Raw genomic sequence first — 19,413 nt, 5'->3', positions numbered from 1 at the left:
GGCGTCAGCCCGAGTTGCGCAGCCCGGCGGCGATCCCGTTTATCGTCAGATGAATCCCGCGCCGCAGCCGCACGTTGGTCTCGCCTGCGCGGTGACGCTTGATCAGCTCGACTTGCAGGTGGTTCAGCGGATCGAGGTACGGGAAGCGGTTCTTGATCGAGCGCGCGAGCAGCGGATTGTCGGCGAGTCGCTCCTCCTTGCCGGTGATCTCGGAGAGCACCTTCGACGTGCGCTCCCACTCCGCGACGATGCGCTCGAACACGTGCTTGCGCAGCTTCTTGTCGGCGACGAGCTGGGCGTAGCGCGAGGCGACGGCGAGATCGGTCTTGGCGAGCACCATGTCCATATTCGACAGCAAGGTCGAGAAGAACGGCCAGGTCTTGTACATCTTCTTGAGCGCCGCGAGCCGCCGCGCGCGCTCGGCGTCGCTGCCCGCGCCGTCCAGATGCGCGGCCACCGCGCTGCCGAAGCCGTACCAGCCCGTGAGCAGAAGGCGGCACTGCCCCCACGAAAAGCCCCACGGTATCGCACGCAGATCTTCGATCTTGCGGTTCTTCGGGTCTTGCAGCTTGCGCGATGCGGGCCGGCTGCCGATGTTGAGCTCGGCGATTTCGGCGATCGGCGTCGACGAGAAGAAGTACTCGGTGAAGCCGGGCGTCTCGTAGACGAGCGCGCGATAGGACGCCATCGCGGCATCCGACAGCGCCTGCATCGTTTCCTCGAACGCGGCGAGGTTCGCGCCCGGCACGTTGCCCGCATTGCCCTGCGGCAAGAGCGACGCTTCGAGCGTCGCGGCGACCACGGTCTCCAGGTTGCGCCGGCCGATCTCCGGATTGCTGAACTTGCTCGCGATCACTTCGCCCTGCTCGGTCAGGCGGATCTGGCCTTCGACGGTGCCGGGAGGCTGCGAGAGGATCGCCTGATAGGTCGGGCCGCCGCCGCGTCCGACCGTGCCGCCGCGGCCGTGGAAGAGCCGCAGCGTGATGCCGCGTTCCTTGAAGAGCGCGACCAGCGCGAGTTCGGCGCGATACAGCTCCCAATTCGAGGTGAGGAAGCCGCCGTCCTTGTTGCTGTCCGAATAGCCGAGCATCACTTCCTGCTCGCCGGCTTGATGCTCGACGATGGAGTCGACGCCGGGCAGCGCGAAGTAGTCGCGCATGATGTGCGGCGCGTTGCGCAAGTCGGGGATGGTTTCGAAGAGCGGGATCACCATCAGGCCGTTGCGGGCATTCGTATGCGGGCTGCCGAGCACGCCTTCGAGCAGGCCGGTTTCCTTCTGCAGCAGCAGCACTTCGACCAGGTCGCTCACGGTTTCCGTGTGCGAAATGATGTAGTTGCGCACGGCGCGGGCGCCGAAGCGCTGGCGCGTCTCGCGAGCCGCCTCGAGCACGCCCAGCTCGCTCTTCGCCAGATCCGAGTAGTCGAGGTACGGCGAGCGCAAGAGGCGCGGCTGCGAAAGTTCGGCGATGAGCACGCGCAGCTTGTCCGCTTCCTGCAGAGATGCGTAGTCGGGCTCGACGCCCGCCTTCTTGAGCAGCTCGGCGATCACGGCTTCGTGGATGTCGGAGCTCTGGCGCAGATCGATGCTCGCCAGATGGAAGCCGAACACCTCGGAGGCGCGCGCGAGAGGAGCCAGGCGCGGCGTCGCGAGCGATTCGCCGTGATGCGCGGCGAGCGAATCGATCAGCACCTTGAGGTCGCGCGTGAATTCGCTCGCGTCGGCATAGGGCTTCGCGCGCACCTGCGGGCCGCTGCGGCCCGCGCCGCGCACCGGCACGACGCCTTCGCCGAGCCGCACGCGCGCACTCGCCGCGAGCCTCGTGTACATGCCGATCAACGCGCGGCGGTACGGCTCGTCGACGCGGTGCGGCGACTGGTCCGGCGACGCCGCGGCGAGTTCCTTCAGCTCGTCGCTCGCGCTCGCGAGCATGTTCGACACCGAGATCTCCGCGCCGAGCTTGTGCACTTCCTCAAGGTAGTGCTCGAGGATCACGGCCGCTTGACGCGAGATCGCTTCTTCGAGCGTCGTGGCGGTCACGTTCGGGTTGCCGTCGCGGTCGCCGCCGATCCAGCTGCCCATCTGGAGGAACGGCGGCAGGCGCGTGGCGAGGCCGTGCTCGGCGAGTTCGGCTTCGATGTCGGCGTAGAGCGCGGGAATCTCGTTCAGGAACGTCGAGCGGTAGTACGACAGCGCGTTTTCGATTTCATCGGCGACGGTCAGGCGCGAGTCGCGCAGCATGCGCGTCTGCCAGAGCGACGTGACGCGCGCGCGCAAAAGCGCCTCGTTCTGCGCCCGCTCGCGTGCGGTGAGCGGCTGGTCGCGCTCGGCGAGCAAGCGCGCGATGTCGCGCTGCGCATCGAGGATGCTCTTGCGCGAGACCTCGGTCGGGTGCGCGGTGAGCACGGGCATGATCAGCGCGTGGTGGAAGAACTGCCCGAGCACCGGCGTCGCGGCGGCGCCCGCTTGCGTCAGGCGCGCGAGCGCGTAGGCGATCGTGCCCGCCTGCGGCGCGGAGCCCGCGAGCGCGTGGACGCGGCGGCGGCGGTTGTGGTGGCGGTCCTCGGCGATGTTCGCCAGATGCGAGAAATAGCTGAATGCGCGCACGACGCTCACCGTTTGCTCGGGCGTGAGCGCGCGCAGCTTCTTGTCGAGCGTCTGCGCGGCGCTGCTGTCGTCTTCGCGGCGGAATTTAACGGCGCTTTGGCGAATCGTCTCGACGACGTCGAACACTGTGTCGCCTTCCTGCTCGCGCACGACGTCGCCGAGCAGGCGGCCGAGGTAGCGGATGTCCTGAAACAGCGGCTGATCCTTGTCCTCGCGGCTGCGGACCGGCACGCGCGGCGCCGGCGCGGCGGTCTGGCTCGCATCGTTGGCCGCGTTTTTCGCACGGGACTTGGCCGTGGATTTCGCTCCGGCGAGCGGCGCAACGGCTTCGGCTTCGATAGCTTGCACGGCCTTGATCGCCTTAGTCGCTTTAATCGCCTTGATGGCTTTGGCGCTCTTGGTCGATTGAGCCGCTTTCACGGTTTTTGCGGCCTTCGCCGTTTGGGTCGCCTTGGCTGATTTGGCTGCCTTGGTGGCAGATGCGGCAGATGCGGCCGGGGTGGCCGATGCGTTGGCGGGCGATGCAGCGTTGCGGCGGGCAGGGCGCGCCGATCCGGAAGACGTCACGATGATTTCCTCAGTGAAGCCAGAGTCTATGAATAGATGGATGGACTGCGGGTAAAGCAACTGCGGAACCTACGACAGCGGCGCCTAATTTCGGGATGCGGCGCGCGAACTGCGGACATCGGTACTGCTTTCTTTGCTGCAGGCGCCGCGGGCGGCTTGGTCCTGGCGGGACGGACCTTGCATTGCATCATCGCTCATGCCGCGCCGGTGTGCGCGAACGAGCGTGCGTGCGATGGGCCGGGCTCGGGCTTGTGGCTCGGGCTCCGGAGGCTTCAGGTGGCTTCCGGTCAGTGCTGCGGACGCGGGCGGCGCAGGCTGGTTGCGCCTTTGTCTCCAGACGGCAGCAAGGCTTCAGGTGGTGCCTGTCCGGTTAATCGGCCAGGACCTGCGTGCTACCATTCTTCGTTATCCATCCCGTCATTCGAAGCCATACGCAATGAACTCCGAGACGCTTTCCGCCACTGCCCCGCGCACCCTCGTGATCGCCTCGCGAGAGAGCCGCCTGGCGATGTGGCAGGCCGAACACGTGCGCGATGCGCTGCACAAATTATATCCATCTTGCGACGTAAAAATCCTCGGAATGACGACACGCGGGGATCAGATTCTCGATCGCACGTTGTCGAAAGTCGGTGGTAAGGGGCTCTTCGTGAAGGAGCTCGAGACCGCGCTCGCCGACGGCCGCGCCGATCTCGCCGTGCATTCGCTGAAAGACGTGCCGATGGAGCTTCCCGAGGGTTTCGTGCTCGGCGCCGTCATGGAACGCGAGGACCCGCGCGACGCGTTCGTTTCGAACGACTACGCATCGCTTTCGGCGCTGCCGCCGGGCAGCGTTGTCGGTACGTCGAGCCTGCGCCGCGAAGCGATGCTGCGCGCGCGCTATCCGCAGCTCGTCGTGCGGCCGCTGCGCGGCAATCTGGATACGCGGCTCGGCAAGCTCGATCGCGGCGAGTACGCGGCGATCATTCTCGCGGCCGCGGGCTTGAAGCGCCTGGGTCTTGGCGCGCGCATCCGGGCGCTGCTCGATGCGGGCGACAGCCTTCCCGCAGCCGGTCAGGGCGCGCTCGGCATCGAGATTCGCGCGGGGCGGCCCGAGCTCGCCGCGTGGCTCGCGCCGCTGCATCACGAGGCGACGGCGCTTGCCGTCGAAGCGGAGCGGATGGTGTCGCGCGCGCTGGGCGGCAGTTGTGAGGTGCCGCTCGCCGCGCACGCGATGTGGCACGACGGCGCGCTGCATTTGAAGGGCCGCGTGTCGACGCCCGACGGCGCGCGCGTACTCGCGGCCGAAGCGTCCGCGCCCGTGACGAGCCCCGAGCGGGCGCTCGCGCTTGGGAAGCAAGTCGCGGCGTCGCTCGAAGCGCAGGGCGCGCTCGAGATCGTCCGCTCGCTCGCCGCCGGCAACGGCGGCCAGCCCGGCGCGTGATGGCGGGCGCAACGAACGGCCGACCGCAGCCGGGCGCGTTCACGGCGGTCGTTACCCGACCGGCCGGACAGTCGGGTGAGCTGTCCGCGCGCCTTGCCGCCGACGGCATCGAAATGCTCGAATTTCCGCTGATCGATATCGCGCCTGCCGCGGACGATGCGCCATTGCGCGCGGCGTTCGCGTCGCTCGATCGCTATGCGCTGGTCGTGTTCGTGTCGCCGAACGCGGTCGATCACGCGTTTGTGAAGTTCGACGCGATCTGGCCGCATGCGCTGCCGATCGGCGTGGTGGGTCCGGGCAGCGTCGCGTCGCTTGCCCGCCATGGGGTCGCCGCGCCTGGGCATCGAATCGTGAGCCCGTCGTCTTCGGTCGACGACGACAGCGCGCGCTTCGACTCGGAAGCGCTCTATGCCGCGCTCGAAACGGAACTCGGAGAGAGCGCGTTCGAAGGCAAGCGCGTGTTGATCGTGCGCGGCGACGGCGGCCGCGAATGGCTTGCGGATCGCTTGCGCGAGGCGGGTGCGCAGGTCGAGGCTGTCGCCGCGTACCGGCGCGTCGTGCCGGACCCGTCGATCGGCGCCTGGCAGCGCGTGCACACGCTGCTCGCGGGCGCGCCGCACGCGTGGCTGGTAACGAGCTCCGAGGGCGTGCGCAATCTGAACGACCTCGCGCACGAGCATCTGACCGCCACCGAAATCACCGCGCTCAAGCGCGCGCCGCTTGTCGCGCCCCATCCGCGCATCGCCGAGACCGCGCGCGGATTGGGTTTTGATAGCATTACGATGTCCGGCGCGGGCGATGAGCGCATCGTCCGCGCACTCGCCGCCTGCGCGCAGGCGCAGCGCGCCGCGCCCAGCGCGGCGGCGCCTAGCGCCTCCTTCGATCAACCGGTTTCGACCAACCCGGCCCCTACACGCATGAGCGATACGAACGATACCAAGAACGTGAATCCCCAGCCGGCCATGACGCCTCCGCCGTTGCCGCCGAACCAGCCGTATACGCCCTACGAAGCGCAAAAGCGCGGCGGCATGGGCATGGCGCTCCTGTGGTTCATCGTGATCGTGTTCCTCGCGGCGGCGGGCGTCGGCGGTTTTGCGCTCAACCGCAAGGTCGTGCGCATGGACGCGCGGCTCGAGCAACGCCAGCAGGCGAACGACGCGCAAGTGGCCGAGCTGCGCGTGAAGACCGATCAGGCGCTCGCCACCGTGCATCAGGTCGATTCGCAGTACTCGCAGCTCGAAGGCAAGCTTGCCGACGCGCAAAACGCGCAGCAGGCGCTGCAGCAGCAATACGCCGACCTCGCGCGCAATCGCGACGACTGGACGCTCGCCGAAGTCGAGCAAATGCTGTCGAGCGCGAGCCAACAGCTCCAGTTGACGGGCAACACGCAGCTCGCGCTCTTCGCGCTGCAAAGCGCGGACTCGCGGCTCGCCGCATCCGACAGCCCGCAAGCGCTGACCGTGCGCAAGGCGATCGCGCAGGACATCGACAAGCTCAAGGCCGCGCCGTCCACCGATTTGACCGGCCTTGCCATCAAGCTCGACAACGCGATCGAACAGGCCGACACGCTGCCGCTCGCAGGCGAAGCGCCGATCGCGCACGCCACGCCGCACGCGAGCACGCCAGCCGACACGGCGAAGGTCGCGGCCGCGACCGGCGAGCCGCGCTGGAAAGTATGGTGGGAGGAATTCACCACGGGCATCGGCCAGCAGTTGACGAGTCTCGTGCAGGTGCGCCGTATCGACAACGCCGATGCGATGCTGAACTCGCCGCAGCAGGGCTATTTCATTCGCGAGAATCTGAAGCTGCGCCTGCTGTCGGCTCGGCTTGCGCTGCTCTCGCGCAATCAGACCACGCTCAAGTCGGACCTCGCCGCCGCTGACGCCTCGCTGGCGCGCTACTTCGACGCGTCGTCGAAGCGCACGCAGACCGTGCAGGAGCTCGTGAAGGAAGTGGAGCAAGGCTCGGCGGTGGTCGAAGTGCCGAACATCGACACGAGCCTGCAGGCTGTCCATCAATACAAGAGCCGGGGTTGACGATGGCGATCCGAGGACTCTTGTGGCTCGCGCTTCTCTTCGTGATCGCGGTCGTGCTCGCGACGGTGGGGCGCTTCGATGCCGGCCAGGTGCTGCTCGTCTATCCGCCGTATCGCGTGGATATCTCGCTGAACCTGTTTATCGTCGCGATCATCGTGCTGTTCATCCTGATGTATGCGCTGATGCGCATCGTGCGCAACATCTGGAAGATGCCGCAGCGCGTCGCCGCCTATCGCACGCGTTCGCGCGAGGCGAAGGCGCATGCTGCGTTGCGTGAAGCGATCGGCAACTTGTTTGCGGGCCGCTTCTCGCGCGCCGAAAAGGCGGCGCGCGATTCGCTGACGAACAACGCGAACAAGGGCGCCGCCGGCCTGGTTGCGGCAGCGGCCGCGCACCGGATGCACGAATACGCGCGCCGCGACGAGTGGCTTGCACAGATCGATGCCGCCGATTGGCAGGACGCGCGCCTGATGGCGAGCGCCGACATGCGCGCCGACGGCCGCGACGCGGACGGTGCGCTCGCCGCGCTGACCGAGATGCAATCGCAGGGTGGCCGCCGCATCCACGCGCAGCAGATCGCGCTGCGCGCGCAGCAGCAGTTGAAGAACTGGGCGGAAGTGCTGAAGCTGGTGAAGCAGCTCGAAAAGCGCGAGGCGATCCACCCGGCGGCGGCGGTGCGCTTGCGCCAGCAGGCTGCCGAAAACCTGCTGCGCGACCGCCGCCATGACGCGGACGAACTGCTGGCGCTATGGAATTCGCTGCCCGCGAGCGAGCGGCAATCGCCGCGCCTCGCCGACTTGGCCGCGGAACTGCTGGTCGCGTTGAACAAGCACCAGGCCGCGCGCAAGATCGTCGAGGATGCGCTCGCGAACAACTGGGACGCGCGCTTGCTGCGCCGTTATCCGGAGACCGCGGGCGGCGACGCGCTGCCGCTGATCCAGAAGGCGGAGGCGTGGCACAAGGAGCGCCCCGAAGACGCCGATCTGCTGTTCTCGCTCGGCCGCTTGTGCCTGCATCAGCAGCTTTGGGGCAAGGCGCAGTCGTTCCTCGAACAGGCATTGAAGATGGCGGGCGACAACGAAGCGCTGACGATCCGCACGCACCGGGCGCTCGCGCGGCTGTTCGAGCAGCTTGGGGATTCAGGGCGGGCGAACCAGCATTACCGGGCCAGTGCGCTGGCGATGAACGTGGTTTGATGCTGTGGCAGCTGGCGGCGCGATTCGGCTGATCCGCGCCGCCGCTGTGTCTTCATCGATGAACTGAGCGCTCGTCGATCATTGCTTCCGCATGCCGCATGAAGTGACTGCGCGGTCCGGCTGCACCGAATTCTTCCAATCCGGCAGATCCCGTTTCTGGTACGCCTCGACCGAGGGGTAGCCTTTGACGTCCCAGATTTCGCCGTCGTAGTGGGTTAGCGCGATTACGGCGTTTCGGCATTGCTTCGAGCGTTCCGCGAGACGGTATGCGATTCGAGGATGCTCGCCCGTCATATCCTGATCGAGGATTTCGTAACGGACCGGGCCGCACTTGCTGAAGCTGGACGTCCATTCGATTTTCTTCGAGCGGACAAACAGCCCGCCGAAGCAGGCCCGGCCCTCGCCTTGGAATACTCCGGTAAATGGGGCGCCCGGAGCATTCGATAGAGCGGGCGCTGCCGATGCGGTCAAGAGCATTGCTGCAAGTTTCACGGCGCGCATGCGGTTTCCTTCTTGTCGCTCACTTATTCACCATCCTCCCCGGCACGCTCAACGCCAACAGCCCGCCAAGCACCATGAACGCCGCGAGCATATACATCCCCGAATCGTTCGCCGCCGTGGCTTGCTTGAGCCAGCCCACCGCATAAGGGCTGAGAAATCCCGCGAGGTTGCCGATCGAGTTGACCATCGCGATGCCGGCCGCCGCGCCCGCGCCCGCGAGGAAGGACGTCGGCAGGCTCCAGAAGAGCGGCAGCGTCGTGATGATCCCGGCCGTCGCGATCGTGAGCGCCGTCATCGCGAGCAGCGTGTTGTGCGCCCAAGCCACCGACAGCACCAGCCCCACCGCTCCCGCCGCCGCCGGCAGCGCGACGTGCCAGCGGCGCTCGCGCATGCGGTCGGCGCTGCGGGCGATCAGGAGCATCGCGATGACGGCCGCCGCGAACGGAATCGCGGACAAGAGGCCGATCGCGAAGGCGTCGGTCACGCCGGTCGCCTTGATGATCGTCGGCAGCCAGAAGCTCACGCCGTACAGCCCCATCACGAACGAAAAGTAGATCAGGCTCATCAGCAGCACGCGCGGGCTCGTCAGTACGGCGCCGAGCGGCGGGTCTTCCTTCTCGGCGTCTTCGGCCTTGATGTTGCGCTCGAGCAGCTGCTTTTCCTCGTCGGTCAGCCACTTCGCCTTGCTGATCCGGTCGTCGAGCTTCGCGAACACGATCACGCCGACGACGATCGACGGCAGGCCTTCGAGCAGGAACAGCCACTGCCACCCGTGCCAGCCATTCACGCCGTTGAAGGTCTTCAGGATGTAGCCGGAAATCGGTCCGCCGATCACGCCTGAAAGTGCGATGGCGGTCATGAACCAGGTCGTCATGCGCCCGCGCCGGTGCGCCGGATACCAGTAGGTGAGGTAGAGGATGATGCCGGGGAAGAAGCCCGCTTCGGCGAGGCCGAGCAGGAAGCGCATGACGTAGAACATCGTTGGCGTCGTGACGAACATCGTCAGCGCGGAGATGATGCCCCATGTGATCATGATCCGCGCGATCCAGATGCGCGCGCCGACGCGGTGCAGGATCAGGTTGCTAGGCACTTCGAAGAAGAAGTAGCCTATGAAGAAAATGCCCGCGCCGAGGCCGTAGACGGTGTCGCTCAGTTGCAGGTCGGCGGCCATTTGCAGCTTCGCGAAGCCGACGTTGACGCGATCCAGATACGCGACCACGTAGCACAGCAACAAGAGCGGCGTGAGCCGGCGTGCGACTTTACGGTAGGTCGCTTCCTCGAATGTCGACGGCGCGCCGGCGCCGGGAAGCGGAAGCTGGTCTGTTGAACTTGCCATGTTGTCTCCTCGTTTTTGTGTGGATTGTGTGGGTTGTGTGTCTGCCTCACACGCAGCGTCCGCCATCGACTTCGAGGCAGACGCCGGTGACGAATTCGGCTTCGTCCGAAGCCAGATAGAGCGCGGCGTTCGCGATGTCCTGCGGCGTCGAGAAGCGTCCGAGCGGAATGCCGGCGAGAAAGCGCTGGCGATTCTCCGGCGTATCTTCCATGCCCATGAACTCGGTCATGAGCCCGGTCTCGCCGATCACGGGGTTCACGCAGTTCACGCGAATCCGGTCGGGGCCGAGTTCAGCGGCGAGCGCCTTGCTGGCGATGATCATCGCGCCCTTGCTGCCGTTGTACCAGACGAGACCCGGACGCGGCCGCACGCCCGCCGTCGACGCGATGTTGACGAACACTCCGCCGCCGCGTTCGCGGAAATACGGCACGAACTCCCGCACGCTCCAGTAGAGGCCCTTCACGTTCACGGCGTAGACGCGGTCGAATTCGCTTTCCGTTACTTCGAGCACGGGCTTATTGCGGTGCGTGACGCCTGCGTTGTTGACGACGATCTGCACGCTGCCGAAGTCTTCGATCGCGGCGACGCGCAGCGCGTGCCAATCGGACTCTTTGGCGATATCGCCGGCGAACGCGATCGCCTTGCCTCCTGCCAGCGCGATCTCGCTCGCCACCCGTTCGGCGGCAGCGCCGTTCAAATCGTTGACGACGACGTTCGCGCCCTCGCGCGCGTAAGTCTTCGCGATGCCTTCGCCGAAGCCTGAGCCGCCGCCTGTGACCACTGCTGTCTTGCCTTTCAAGCGCATGATGTCCTCCGCCGGGCCGCCCCAAGGAGGGCATCCGCCCCCTTGGGGGGCAGCGAACGAATGTGAGCGTGGGGGTTGTTCATTTAGTCTCCTTTTATATGGCGCGAGCTTTACTCACCCGTGCCTGATCGCGATCGTCTTCAAAACGGTGAATCCATACAGCGCCTCGAAGCCCTTTTCGCGGCCGTGCCCCGAGTGTCCGACACCGCCGAACGGCAATTCGACGCCGCCGCCCGCGCCGTAGTTGTTGATGAACACCTGACCCGAGCGCACGCGTCGCGCGAGGCGCAACTGGCGCGAGCCGTCGCGCGTCCAGATGCCAGCCACGAGCCCATAGGGCGTGCCGTTCGCCAGCGCGACCGCTTCGTTTTCGTCGTCGAAGGGCAGGGCGGCCAGCACCGGCCCGAACACCTCTTCGCGCGCGAGGCGATGGGCGGGCGGCACGTCGCGCAAGAGCGCGGGCGCTTGGTAGAAGCCGCTTTCGGGCGCGTCGCCGACGACTTCCCCATGCGCCGCCATCGCAATGCCGTCGTGCTGCGCATCGGACAAGAAATCCCATACGCGGCGCTGCTGCTTGGCGCTGATGAGCGGCCCGCAATCGAGATCGGCGCGGCTCGGGCCCACGCGCAGTTCGCGGAACCGCGCGGCGAGGCGTTCGAGCAGCGGCTCGTAGACGGCGCGCTCGATCAGCACGCGGCTGCCCGCCGAGCAGGTCTGGCCGGCGTTCTGCACGATCGCTGAGACGAGCGTCGGCAGCGCGGCGTCGAGATCGGCATCGGCAAACACGATTTGCGGCGACTTGCCGCCCAATTCGAGCGTGACCGGCACGTGATTCTCGGCCGCCATCTGCGCGACGAGCTTGCCGGTCTCGGGAGAGCCGGTGAACGAGATGTGGTTGATGCCGGGATGGCGTGCGAGCGCCGCGCCCGCTTCGTGTCCGAAGCCCGTGACGATGTTGAGCGCGCCGGGCGGCAGCCCCGCCTCGGCGGCGAGCGCCGCGACGCGCAGCACCGACAGGCACGCGTCTTCGGCCGGCTTCACGACGCACGCATTGCCCGCCGCGAGCGCGGCGCCCGCGCTGCGCCCGAAGATCTGCATCGGATAGTTCCACGGCACGATATGGCCCGTGACGCCGTGCGGCTCGCGGATCGTCAGCACCGTGTAGCCGGACTGATAGGGGAGGGTTTCGCCGTGGAGCTTGTCGGCGGCGCCCGCGTAGAACTCGAAGTAGCGGGCGAGCGCGGCGGCGTCGGCGCGCGCCTGTTTGAGCGGCTTGCCGGTGTCGCGCGCTTCGATCTGCGCGAGCTCTTCGTGGCATGCGGTGACCAGCATCGAGAGCCGGTACAGGATGCGCCCGCGTTCAGCGGCGCTCGATTGCCCCCATTCGCCATCGAACGCGGCGCGCGCGGCCGCTACCGCGCTGTCGATGTCCGCCGGGGTGCCGCGCGCGATTTGCGCGAAGGTCTCGCCGTCGGACGGGTCGATCACGGCGATCGTCTCGCCGCCGGAAGCGGCGGCCCATCCGCCCCCGATGAAATGCTTCGCTTCTTCCATGCAAACTCCTCGCCGGCCAGTTAGGGATTCCACTGCGGAGATTCGATCGAAACGGAAATGCGCGGTCGATTATCGCGCCGATCGGCGGCCAAGTGCGCATGGCCGATTGGCTATAATGCGCTTTCTTCCTGTCCGGCCGGCCCGGCGCGAGGCGAGAGCGGTCTTCATGCGCTCGGTTCGCCAGTCTCGCAGCAGGGCGGCAGGGCCGTGTGTTACGAATTCCTTCCTCTTTCTTCAGAGAACGTCATGAGCTTCAATCACGTCCCCGCAGGCAAAGACATCCCGAACGACTTCAACGTCGTCATCGAAATTCCCGCGCAAAGCGATCCGGTGAAATATGAAGCGGACAAGGACCTGGGCTTGCTCGTCGTCGACCGCTTCATCGGCACGGGCATGCGCTATCCGGCGAACTACGGCTTCATTCCGCAGACGCTGTCGGGCGACGGCGACCCGGTCGACGTGCTCGTCGTCACGCCGTTCCCGCTGATCCACGGCTGCGTGGTGCGCTGCCGCGCGCTCGGCATGCTGCAGATGACCGACGAATCGGGCGTCGACGCGAAGCTGGTCGCCGTGCCGCAAGACAAGCTGTGCCCGATGACGGCGCACATGAAGTCGATCGACGACGTGCCCGAGTACCTGAAGGACCAGATCAAGCACTTCTTCGAGAACTACAAGGCGCTCGAGAAGGGCAAGTGGGTGAAGGTCGACGGCTGGGTCGGCCTCGAAGCCGCGCACAAGGAAATCACCGAAGGCGTCGCGAACTACAAGAAGTAAGCGGCGAGGGCTTCGAGCCGAGCGGCGTTAGGCGTTGTTAAGCCCGCGTTGCGAAAGCCCAAAGCAGACGCAAAAAAACCGCGTGAACCCGCAAGGGTCGCGCGGTTTTTTCATGGGCATGCCGCCGATCAGGACGCTTCGGGTTGCGCGTCGTCTTCGTCAGGCGGCAAAGGAGGCGGAGGCGGCAGCACCGATTCGAGCGTGAACACGCCCGCCGCCAGTTCGCGCTTTTTGCCGGGTGCAAGCCGCTTGACCCAATATTCGGCGCGCAATGCGCTCGACCGGTCGCCGACTTCGAACGAAGCGAGGATCGCCACCGGTTTGCGCGAGCGCGTATAGCGTGCGCCTATGCCGCTTGCGTGCTTGTCGAAACGCGCAGCGACGTCGACAGCGATGCCCGTATAGACGCTGCCATCCGAGCATTCGAGCATGTAGAGAAACCAGGGCATCGTGAAGTGGTGAGAACGATGGCGCAGTCGCCATCAAGTCTTGAAAGGATTGTGCTCGCGCAATTCGTGGACATGCGCGTGGATCAGATTCGCCTCGTTGGCGAGAAAGCGCCCCACGGCATCCTCGAACGCCGGATGCGCGAGCCAGTGCGCGGAACGCGTGATCGTCGGCAGAAAGCCGCGCGCCATCTTGTGCTCGCCCTGCGCGCCGCCTTCGAAGCGGTCGAGCTTTTCTTCGATGCAGAATTCGAGCGGCTGGTAATACGCGGTCTCGAAGTGCAGGCACGGCACGTGTTCGAGCGCGCCCCAGTAGCGGCCGTAGAGCGTGCCCCCGGTCGCTTCGTTGCGCTCGTAGACGACGAGCGAGCTCGCAATCGGCTTGCCTTCGAATTCGGCGATGACGAGCAGCAGGTTCTCCGGCATCGTTTCGCCGATCCGCCGGAAAAAGTCGAGATTCAGATAGGGCGACGAGAAGTGCTCGCGGTACGTCTGCCGGTAGCACTTGCTGAAGAAGCGCCAGTCGGCGTCGGTGGCGTCTTCGCCGCGCACGCGCCGGAACGTGATGCCCGCTTCGCGCACCTTGCGGCGTTCCGCGCGGATGTTCTTGCGCTTTTTCTGTTCGAGCGTCGAGAGGAAATCGTCGAAATCGCGGTAGCCGTCGTTGAGCCAGTGAAACTGGATGCCTTCACGCTGCATCATGCCGAGATCGGTCAGCGCGCGCGTTTCGATTTCGGTTGGGAACAGCACGTGCAGCGACGACACGTCCATCTGCTTGGCGAGCGCAACGAGCGTGGCCGCAAGCTGGCGCTGCGCGGTTGCGTCGGCGGCGAGCATCCGGCTGCCCTGCACCGGCGTGAACGGCACCGCGCAGACGAGCTTCGGATAGTACGCGAGCCCGTTGCGCTGATACGCGTCGGCCCAGGCCCAGTCGAACACGTATTCGCCGTACGAGTGGCTCTTCAGATACAGCGGCGACGCGGCCGCGAGCCGGCCGGTGCGCGTGTCGGTCAGTGTGACGAAGCGCGGCGCCCAGCCCGCGTGCTCGCTCGCGCACTGCGTCGTGGTCAGCGCGGCGAGGAATTCGTGCCTGAGAAACGGCGTAGGCTGCGCCTGAAGCGCGAGCAGGCCGTTCCACTCCGCCGCGTCGACCTCGAGAGGAGACGCGAGAAGGCCCATGCGATAATCGAAGCGTTCTTGTTTCAACGGTGTGACTGTTCCACGTGGTCCGGCGATGCGGCTCAAGCCGGGCCCAGCTATCGACCCTGAATGAGACCACCCCCATGCTCTCTGCGTTCGCTGCCCCCCGAGGGGGCGGTCGGCACGTTTGGGGCGGCCCTGCACGTACCGACATGAAAACCCGAATCGCACTTGCTCAAATCAATGTCACTGTCGGCGACTTCGCCGGCAACGTCGCGAAGATCGTCGCCGCCGCGCGCGCGGCCCACGACGACGGAGCGAAGCTGCTTGTCGCTCCTGAGCTCGCGCTCTCCGGCTATCCGCCGGAAGACCTGCTGCTGCGCCCCGCGTTCTACGCCGCGAGCGCCGCTGCGCTGGCCGATCTCGCCGTTCAGCTCAAGCCGTTCGCGGGCTTGCACGTGATCGTCGGCCACCCGCATCGGGAAGCCGCGAGCGACACGAACGGCCATGGTAATGCAAACCGGCCCATCGAGCGCGGCCTGCCGCCCGTCGATACGTACAACGCCGCGTCGCTGATCGTCGACGGCAAGATCGTCGGCACGTATGTGAAGCAGGAACTGCCGAACACCGAGGTGTTCGACGAAAAACGCTATTTCGCCGCCAATCCGACGCCGTTCGTGTTCACGCTCGATGGCGTCAAGTACGGCGTCGTGATCTGCGAGGACGCGTGGCACGCGTCGGCGGCGCAACTCGCGAAGGCGGCGGGCGCGCAGGTCATCGTGATCCCGAACGGCTCGCCGTATCACTTGAACAAGGAGGCGGTGCGCGTCGATATCCTGCGCGCGCGGATCGCCGAGACCGGCCTGCCGATGATCTACGTGAACATGGTCGGCGCGCAGGACGAGCTCGTGTTCGACGGCGGTTCGTTCGTGCTCGACGCGCAGGGCGAAATGGTCGCGAAGATGCCGCAATTCGTCGAAGGCCATGCGATCGTCGAGTTCGAGGGCGCCACGCCCGTGAAGGGCGAGATCGCGCCTGAGCAGCCGCTCGAAGCGCAGGTCTACGCGGCGCTCGTCATGGGTGTGCGCGACTACATTGGCAAGAACGGCTTTCCGGGGGCGATCATCGGGCTGTCGGGCGGCGTCGATTCGGCTCTCGTGCTGGCCGTGGCCTGCGATGCGCTCGGCGCCGACCGCGTGCGCGCCGTGATGATGCCGTCGCGCTACACGGCCGACATTTCCACGACCGACGCCGCCGACATGGCGCGCCGCGTCGGCGTGCGTTACGACGAAATCGCCATTGCGCCGATGTTCGATGCGTTCCGCGGCTCGCTCGCGAAGGAGTTCGAAGGCCGCGCGGAAGACGCGACGGAAGAGAACATCCAGGCGCGCATCCGCGGCACGCTCTTGATGGCGCTGTCGAACAAATTCGGCTCGATCGTGCTGACCACGGGCAACAAGAGCGAGATGGCCGTTGGCTACTGCACGCTCTACGGTGACATGGCAGGCGGCTTCGCGGTCATCAAGGACATCGCGAAGACGCTCGTCTACCGTCTCTGCCATTACCGCAATGCGGCAACCACGTTCGAGAAGCGCGACATCATCCCCGAGCGGATCCTGACTCGCGCACCGTCGGCCGAATTGCGCGAGAACCAGACCGACCAGGACAGCCTGCCGCCGTACGACGTGCTCGACGAAATCATGCGGCTCTACATGGAAGAGGACAAATCGCTCGGCGAGATCGTCGCCGCCGGCTTCGCGGCCGACGACGTGAAGCGCGTCACGCGCCTCATCAAGATCAACGAATACAAGCGCCGTCAGGCGCCGATCGGCATTCGCGTGACGCACCGCGCGTTCGGCCGCGATTGGCGCTATCCGATCACGTCGCGCTACCACGAACCCATCGAATGACCGAAGCGGCGACACGCGCCGTGTGCATTCGCGCCCATTGTGCGGATCGCGATGCACCCGGCGCGGCGTAGAATCGAACCCATCTCTCTCTCCAAACGCTAGCGAGGCACGCCATGAAACGCATCACCGCCATCATCAAACCGTTCAAGCTCGACGAAGTGCGCGAGGCGCTCGCGGAGGTCGGGCTGACGGGGCTGACCGTCACCGAAGTCAAGGGCTTCGGGCGCCAGAAAGGTCACACGGAGCTGTACCGGGGCGCCGAATATGTCGTCGACTTCCTGCCGAAGGTGAAGATCGAGGTGGTGGTGGCGAGCGCGCAATGCGATCAGGTGATCGACGCGATCATCGGCGCGGCGCGCACCGGCAAGATCGGCGACGGGAAGATCTTCGTGACGGATGTCGAGCGCGTGATCCGCATCCGGACCGGCGAAGAGAACGAAGCGGCTGTTTGAGATGGGACTTTGAAGGTCGCGCTGCCGGTGCGCGGCGCGGCTTGATTTGCAGCTATACCGGCGTCACGCCGGTTTTTTTGCGCCCAAAATGAAAAAACGGTGCGACGCCCTTCCGGACACCGCACCGATACGCGCCTCTCGCAGCAGCGTGAAACTTGTGTTGAAACTGTTCTGATTACACCGTTCGATTAGAACGAGTGCTGGATACCTGCGTACACGCCGGTCTGGCTGTGACCCGACAGCGGGTTGTCAGAGTTGCCAATGCCGTTTGCTTCCAGGCTGAGGGTCGAGTTGTTGCTGTTGCGAATCGTCGCGACCTGGAGGTCGAGCAGCGTGCGCTTGGACAGGTTGTACGAACCGCCGATCGTGTACATCGTCCCGTTGCCGCCGCCGTTGTTCGCATTGGCGTGATAGACAGCCGCAATCAGCGCGGCCGCCGGCGTCGCCTGCCACGTCACGCCGCCCCATTCGTGGTCGACCGAGGTCGCGGCCGTCGTGAGCTTGGAGCCTGACGTACGAAGCGCCTCGTAGCCGCCTTGCACCTTGAACTGGCCGAGGAACACGTTGACCATCGCCATGTAGTCGCGGCCGTAGTTGTACGCGCCGCTCGCCACCGGGTTCGCGCTGCCGGTAGCATCGCCGTTCAGCTGACCGTTGAGCGGATTGCGGATTTCGTCATAGAGGCCGCGAACCTGGAAGAGCGCCGACGTGTAGGTCAGTTGCAGGCCGGCTTCGCGGCCTTGGGTCGTCGTGCCGTTGCCGTTCCAGTTCGTCGCGTTCGACAGCGAATACTGGCCGTAGACGTCAAAGCCGTACCACTTCGGCGACTGATACGAAATGTTGTTGCTCGACTGCGGCCAGTTGCGGCCACGCACGAGCGAAGCCGACGACCAGGACGACTGACCGAACGGGTCGAAGTCCCAAATGCCGTTCGAGATGAAAAGTTCGCGGCCGAGCAGGAAGGTACCGAATTGATCGTTCGCGAAGCCGATGGTCGCCCAGCGATTCCAGATCTGGTTGGTTCCGCCGAGGTTGCCGTTGAACGTGTTGAAGGAGCCTTCCAACTGGAACACGGCCTTCGTGCCGCCGCCCAGGTCTTCAGCACCCTTCAAGCCCCACAGGCTGGTACCCCAGTCGCCGCTTTCCGCGCGCCAGCGGCTCGTCGAGCCACCCGTGCTGTTCGGAATGCCGCTCATATATTCGATGCCTGCGTCGAGGCGCCCGTACAGCGTCACGCTGCTTTGTGCGTGTGCGACTACGCCAGCAGACATGAGCGCCGCGGCGAGCAAAGCTTTCTTCATCATCTCCTCCATTACCCTGTCAAAAATGCAGCCACTACTGCGAATAGCGCCCGGCGTGGAGACGCCGGGCGGGAATTTTTATATCCAGGGAGACCTGCGGTAAGGCCGACGCGCAATGCCGTGTGGCGGTTGTCCCCGAGCAGGGCGCGTGTAGTGGGCCAGCTGACTGTCGCAGTTCCGATCCCCTCGTTGACCGGTGTCTCCTCTGCGCTTTGAAGTAAAACTACTTTTCAAGTACTTTGTTTTGCTACTTTGGTTACTAATTTAGCAAAAATACACTTCAGTGGCGAAGAAAATCGTAGTTCGGCTAGCTGGTGTCTCTAAATTGCAATACCAGTGTGGTCCGCGTGCGTCAGCGAACCTCATGAAGATGCGGAAAATCCTTGTCTGACAAGGGAAGTCGGATTCCTAGACAGATGAGTCAAGGAATTTCACTATTGACGACCCAATTAGGCGGGAGTAGGCGGCTAATTGCGCGTGATTTGCGCGAGGGAGCCGCCTAAAAGACGACTTATTGGGATTCGAAGGAAAAATAAAAGGCGCTGAAAGCGCCTTGTAAAAAGTAGTCCAGTCGGATTTTATGCAGCTCTTATTTGAGGCTGCCCGACAAGAATTGTCGGAGCCGTTCGCTCTTCGTGTTTTGAAAGACCTCGTTGGGGTGTCCTTCTTCCTCGATGCGTCCTTGGTGCAGGAACACGACGTGGTTCGACACGTTGCGCGCGAAGCCCATTTCGTGGGTCACGACGATCATCGTGCGGCCTTCTTCGGCGAGCTTCTGCATCACCTTCAGCACTTCGCCGACGAGCTCCGGGTCGAGCGCCGAAGTCGGCTCGTCGAACAGCATCACGTCGGGGTTCATGGCGAGTGCACGCGCGATCGCAACGCGCTGCTGCTGGCCGCCCGACAAATGCGACGGATATTGCTTCTCGACCCGCGGCGCGAGTCCCACCTTCTCCAGATACTGACGCGCGCGCTCCTCGGCTTCGCGGCGCGCCAGGCCAAGCACGTGGACCGGCGCTTCGATCACGTTCTCGAGCACGTTCATATGCGCCCACAAGTTGAAGTGCTGGAACACCATCGAGAGCTTCGTGCGCATGCGCTGCAGCTGCTTCTGGTCGGCTACGCGAAGCGCGCCGGCCTTGTCCTTCTGCGTGCGGACTTCTTCGCCGTCCAGATAAATGCGCCCGGCATTTGGCTGCTCTAGGAAGTTGATGCAGCGAAGGAACGTGCTCTTGCCTGAGCCGGACGAGCCGATGATGCTGATCACGTCGCCGGCGTTCGCCTTGAGCGAAACGCCTTTGAGCACCTCGTGGTTGCCGAATTGTTTGTGCAGATCGTCGACGAAAAGCTTGTGCATCGGGGAATTCATG

The 19,413-nt window shown here is 65.2% G+C and carries 15 protein-coding genes; 6 read left to right on the top strand and 9 right to left on the bottom strand.

Translation table 11 applies throughout. The features are described 5' to 3' along the window. Window positions 1-4: 4 nt before the first annotated feature. Complete coding sequence (gene ppc, locus AAHK20_RS12950; RefSeq protein WP_449181852.1) at window positions 5-3,172, bottom strand: phosphoenolpyruvate carboxylase; 3,168 nt, start codon at window positions 3,170-3,172, stop codon at window positions 5-7. A gap of 436 nt (window positions 3,173-3,608) precedes the next feature. Between ppc and hemC the strand changes: the two genes are divergently transcribed. From hemC to AAHK20_RS12935, 3 genes are read left to right on the top strand one after another with little or no spacing between them, the layout of a single operon-like run. Further along, window positions 3,609-4,592, top strand: a complete 984-nt coding sequence (gene hemC / locus AAHK20_RS12945) for a hydroxymethylbilane synthase (protein WP_449181851.1) — start codon at window positions 3,609-3,611, stop codon at window positions 4,590-4,592. Continuing rightward, window positions 4,592-6,628, top strand: a complete 2,037-nt coding sequence (hemDX, locus tag AAHK20_RS12940) for a fused uroporphyrinogen-III synthase HemD/membrane protein HemX (protein ID WP_449181850.1) — start codon at window positions 4,592-4,594, stop codon at window positions 6,626-6,628. The genes hemC and hemDX overlap by 1 nt, the downstream gene beginning before the upstream one ends. Before the next feature lie 2 nt (window positions 6,629-6,630). Next, entirely contained in the window at window positions 6,631-7,824 is a 1,194-nt protein-coding gene (locus tag AAHK20_RS12935) for a heme biosynthesis protein HemY (protein ID WP_449181849.1), read from the top strand. A gap of 78 nt (window positions 7,825-7,902) precedes the next feature. Here AAHK20_RS12935 and AAHK20_RS12930 read toward each other — a convergent pair whose 3' ends face one another. The 4 genes from AAHK20_RS12930 to AAHK20_RS12915 form a co-directional block, all read right to left on the bottom strand. Further along, window positions 7,903-8,325 (bottom strand): hypothetical protein, encoded by a 423-nt coding sequence (locus AAHK20_RS12930; protein WP_449181848.1) that lies wholly within the window; start codon window positions 8,323-8,325, stop codon window positions 7,903-7,905. A gap of 19 nt (window positions 8,326-8,344) precedes the next feature. Further along, window positions 8,345-9,661 carry an MFS transporter gene (locus AAHK20_RS12925; protein WP_449181847.1) on the bottom strand — a complete coding sequence of 439 codons (1,317 nt, stop codon included), beginning with the start codon at window positions 9,659-9,661 and terminating at the stop codon, window positions 8,345-8,347. A 46-nt stretch (window positions 9,662-9,707) separates the two neighbouring features. Beyond that, window positions 9,708-10,466 (bottom strand): SDR family oxidoreductase, encoded by a 759-nt coding sequence (locus AAHK20_RS12920; RefSeq protein ID WP_449181846.1) that lies wholly within the window; start codon window positions 10,464-10,466, stop codon window positions 9,708-9,710. Between the two features lie 114 nt (window positions 10,467-10,580). Beyond that, complete coding sequence (locus AAHK20_RS12915) at window positions 10,581-12,020, bottom strand: aldehyde dehydrogenase family protein (RefSeq protein ID WP_449181845.1); 1,440 nt, start codon at window positions 12,018-12,020, stop codon at window positions 10,581-10,583. A gap of 246 nt (window positions 12,021-12,266) precedes the next feature. On the opposite strand from AAHK20_RS12915, the gene ppa reads away from it, so the two are divergent. Continuing rightward, window positions 12,267-12,794: an inorganic diphosphatase gene (gene ppa / locus AAHK20_RS12910; protein WP_449181844.1), complete on the top strand. Its 528-nt coding sequence runs from the start codon at window positions 12,267-12,269 to the stop codon at window positions 12,792-12,794. Window positions 12,795-12,922: 128 nt separating this feature from the next. On the opposite strand, the gene AAHK20_RS12905 is transcribed toward ppa, so the two are convergent. Continuing rightward, complete coding sequence (locus AAHK20_RS12905) at window positions 12,923-13,243, bottom strand: GIY-YIG nuclease family protein (protein WP_449181843.1); 321 nt, start codon at window positions 13,241-13,243, stop codon at window positions 12,923-12,925. Between the two features lie 33 nt (window positions 13,244-13,276). Beyond that, on the bottom strand, window positions 13,277-14,446 hold the full coding sequence (locus AAHK20_RS12900) for a GNAT family N-acetyltransferase (RefSeq protein ID WP_449181842.1): 1,170 nt from the start codon (window positions 14,444-14,446) through the stop codon (window positions 13,277-13,279). 146 nt (window positions 14,447-14,592) lie between these two features. On the opposite strand from AAHK20_RS12900, the gene AAHK20_RS12895 reads away from it, so the two are divergent. After that, a complete protein-coding gene (locus tag AAHK20_RS12895) occupies window positions 14,593-16,290 on the top strand; it encodes an NAD+ synthase (RefSeq protein ID WP_449181841.1) in 1,698 nt (565 codons plus the stop codon). A 113-nt stretch (window positions 16,291-16,403) separates the two neighbouring features. Then, window positions 16,404-16,742, top strand: coding sequence for a P-II family nitrogen regulator (locus AAHK20_RS12890; protein ID WP_121280827.1), 339 nt, complete (start codon window positions 16,404-16,406; stop codon window positions 16,740-16,742). A 188-nt stretch (window positions 16,743-16,930) separates the two neighbouring features. Here AAHK20_RS12890 and AAHK20_RS12885 read toward each other — a convergent pair whose 3' ends face one another. Then, window positions 16,931-18,043 carry a porin gene (locus AAHK20_RS12885; protein WP_449181840.1) on the bottom strand — a complete coding sequence of 371 codons (1,113 nt, stop codon included), beginning with the start codon at window positions 18,041-18,043 and terminating at the stop codon, window positions 16,931-16,933. Window positions 18,044-18,632: 589 nt separating this feature from the next. Continuing rightward, window positions 18,633-19,412, bottom strand: a complete 780-nt coding sequence (locus tag AAHK20_RS12880; protein ID WP_449181839.1) for an ABC transporter ATP-binding protein — start codon at window positions 19,410-19,412, stop codon at window positions 18,633-18,635. Window position 19,413 lies beyond the last annotated feature (1 nt).

Source organism: Trinickia camelliae, from assembly GCF_053525655.1.
The sequence above is the reverse complement of the archived record's forward strand: the minus strand, read 5'-3'. Positions and strand labels throughout refer to the sequence as shown.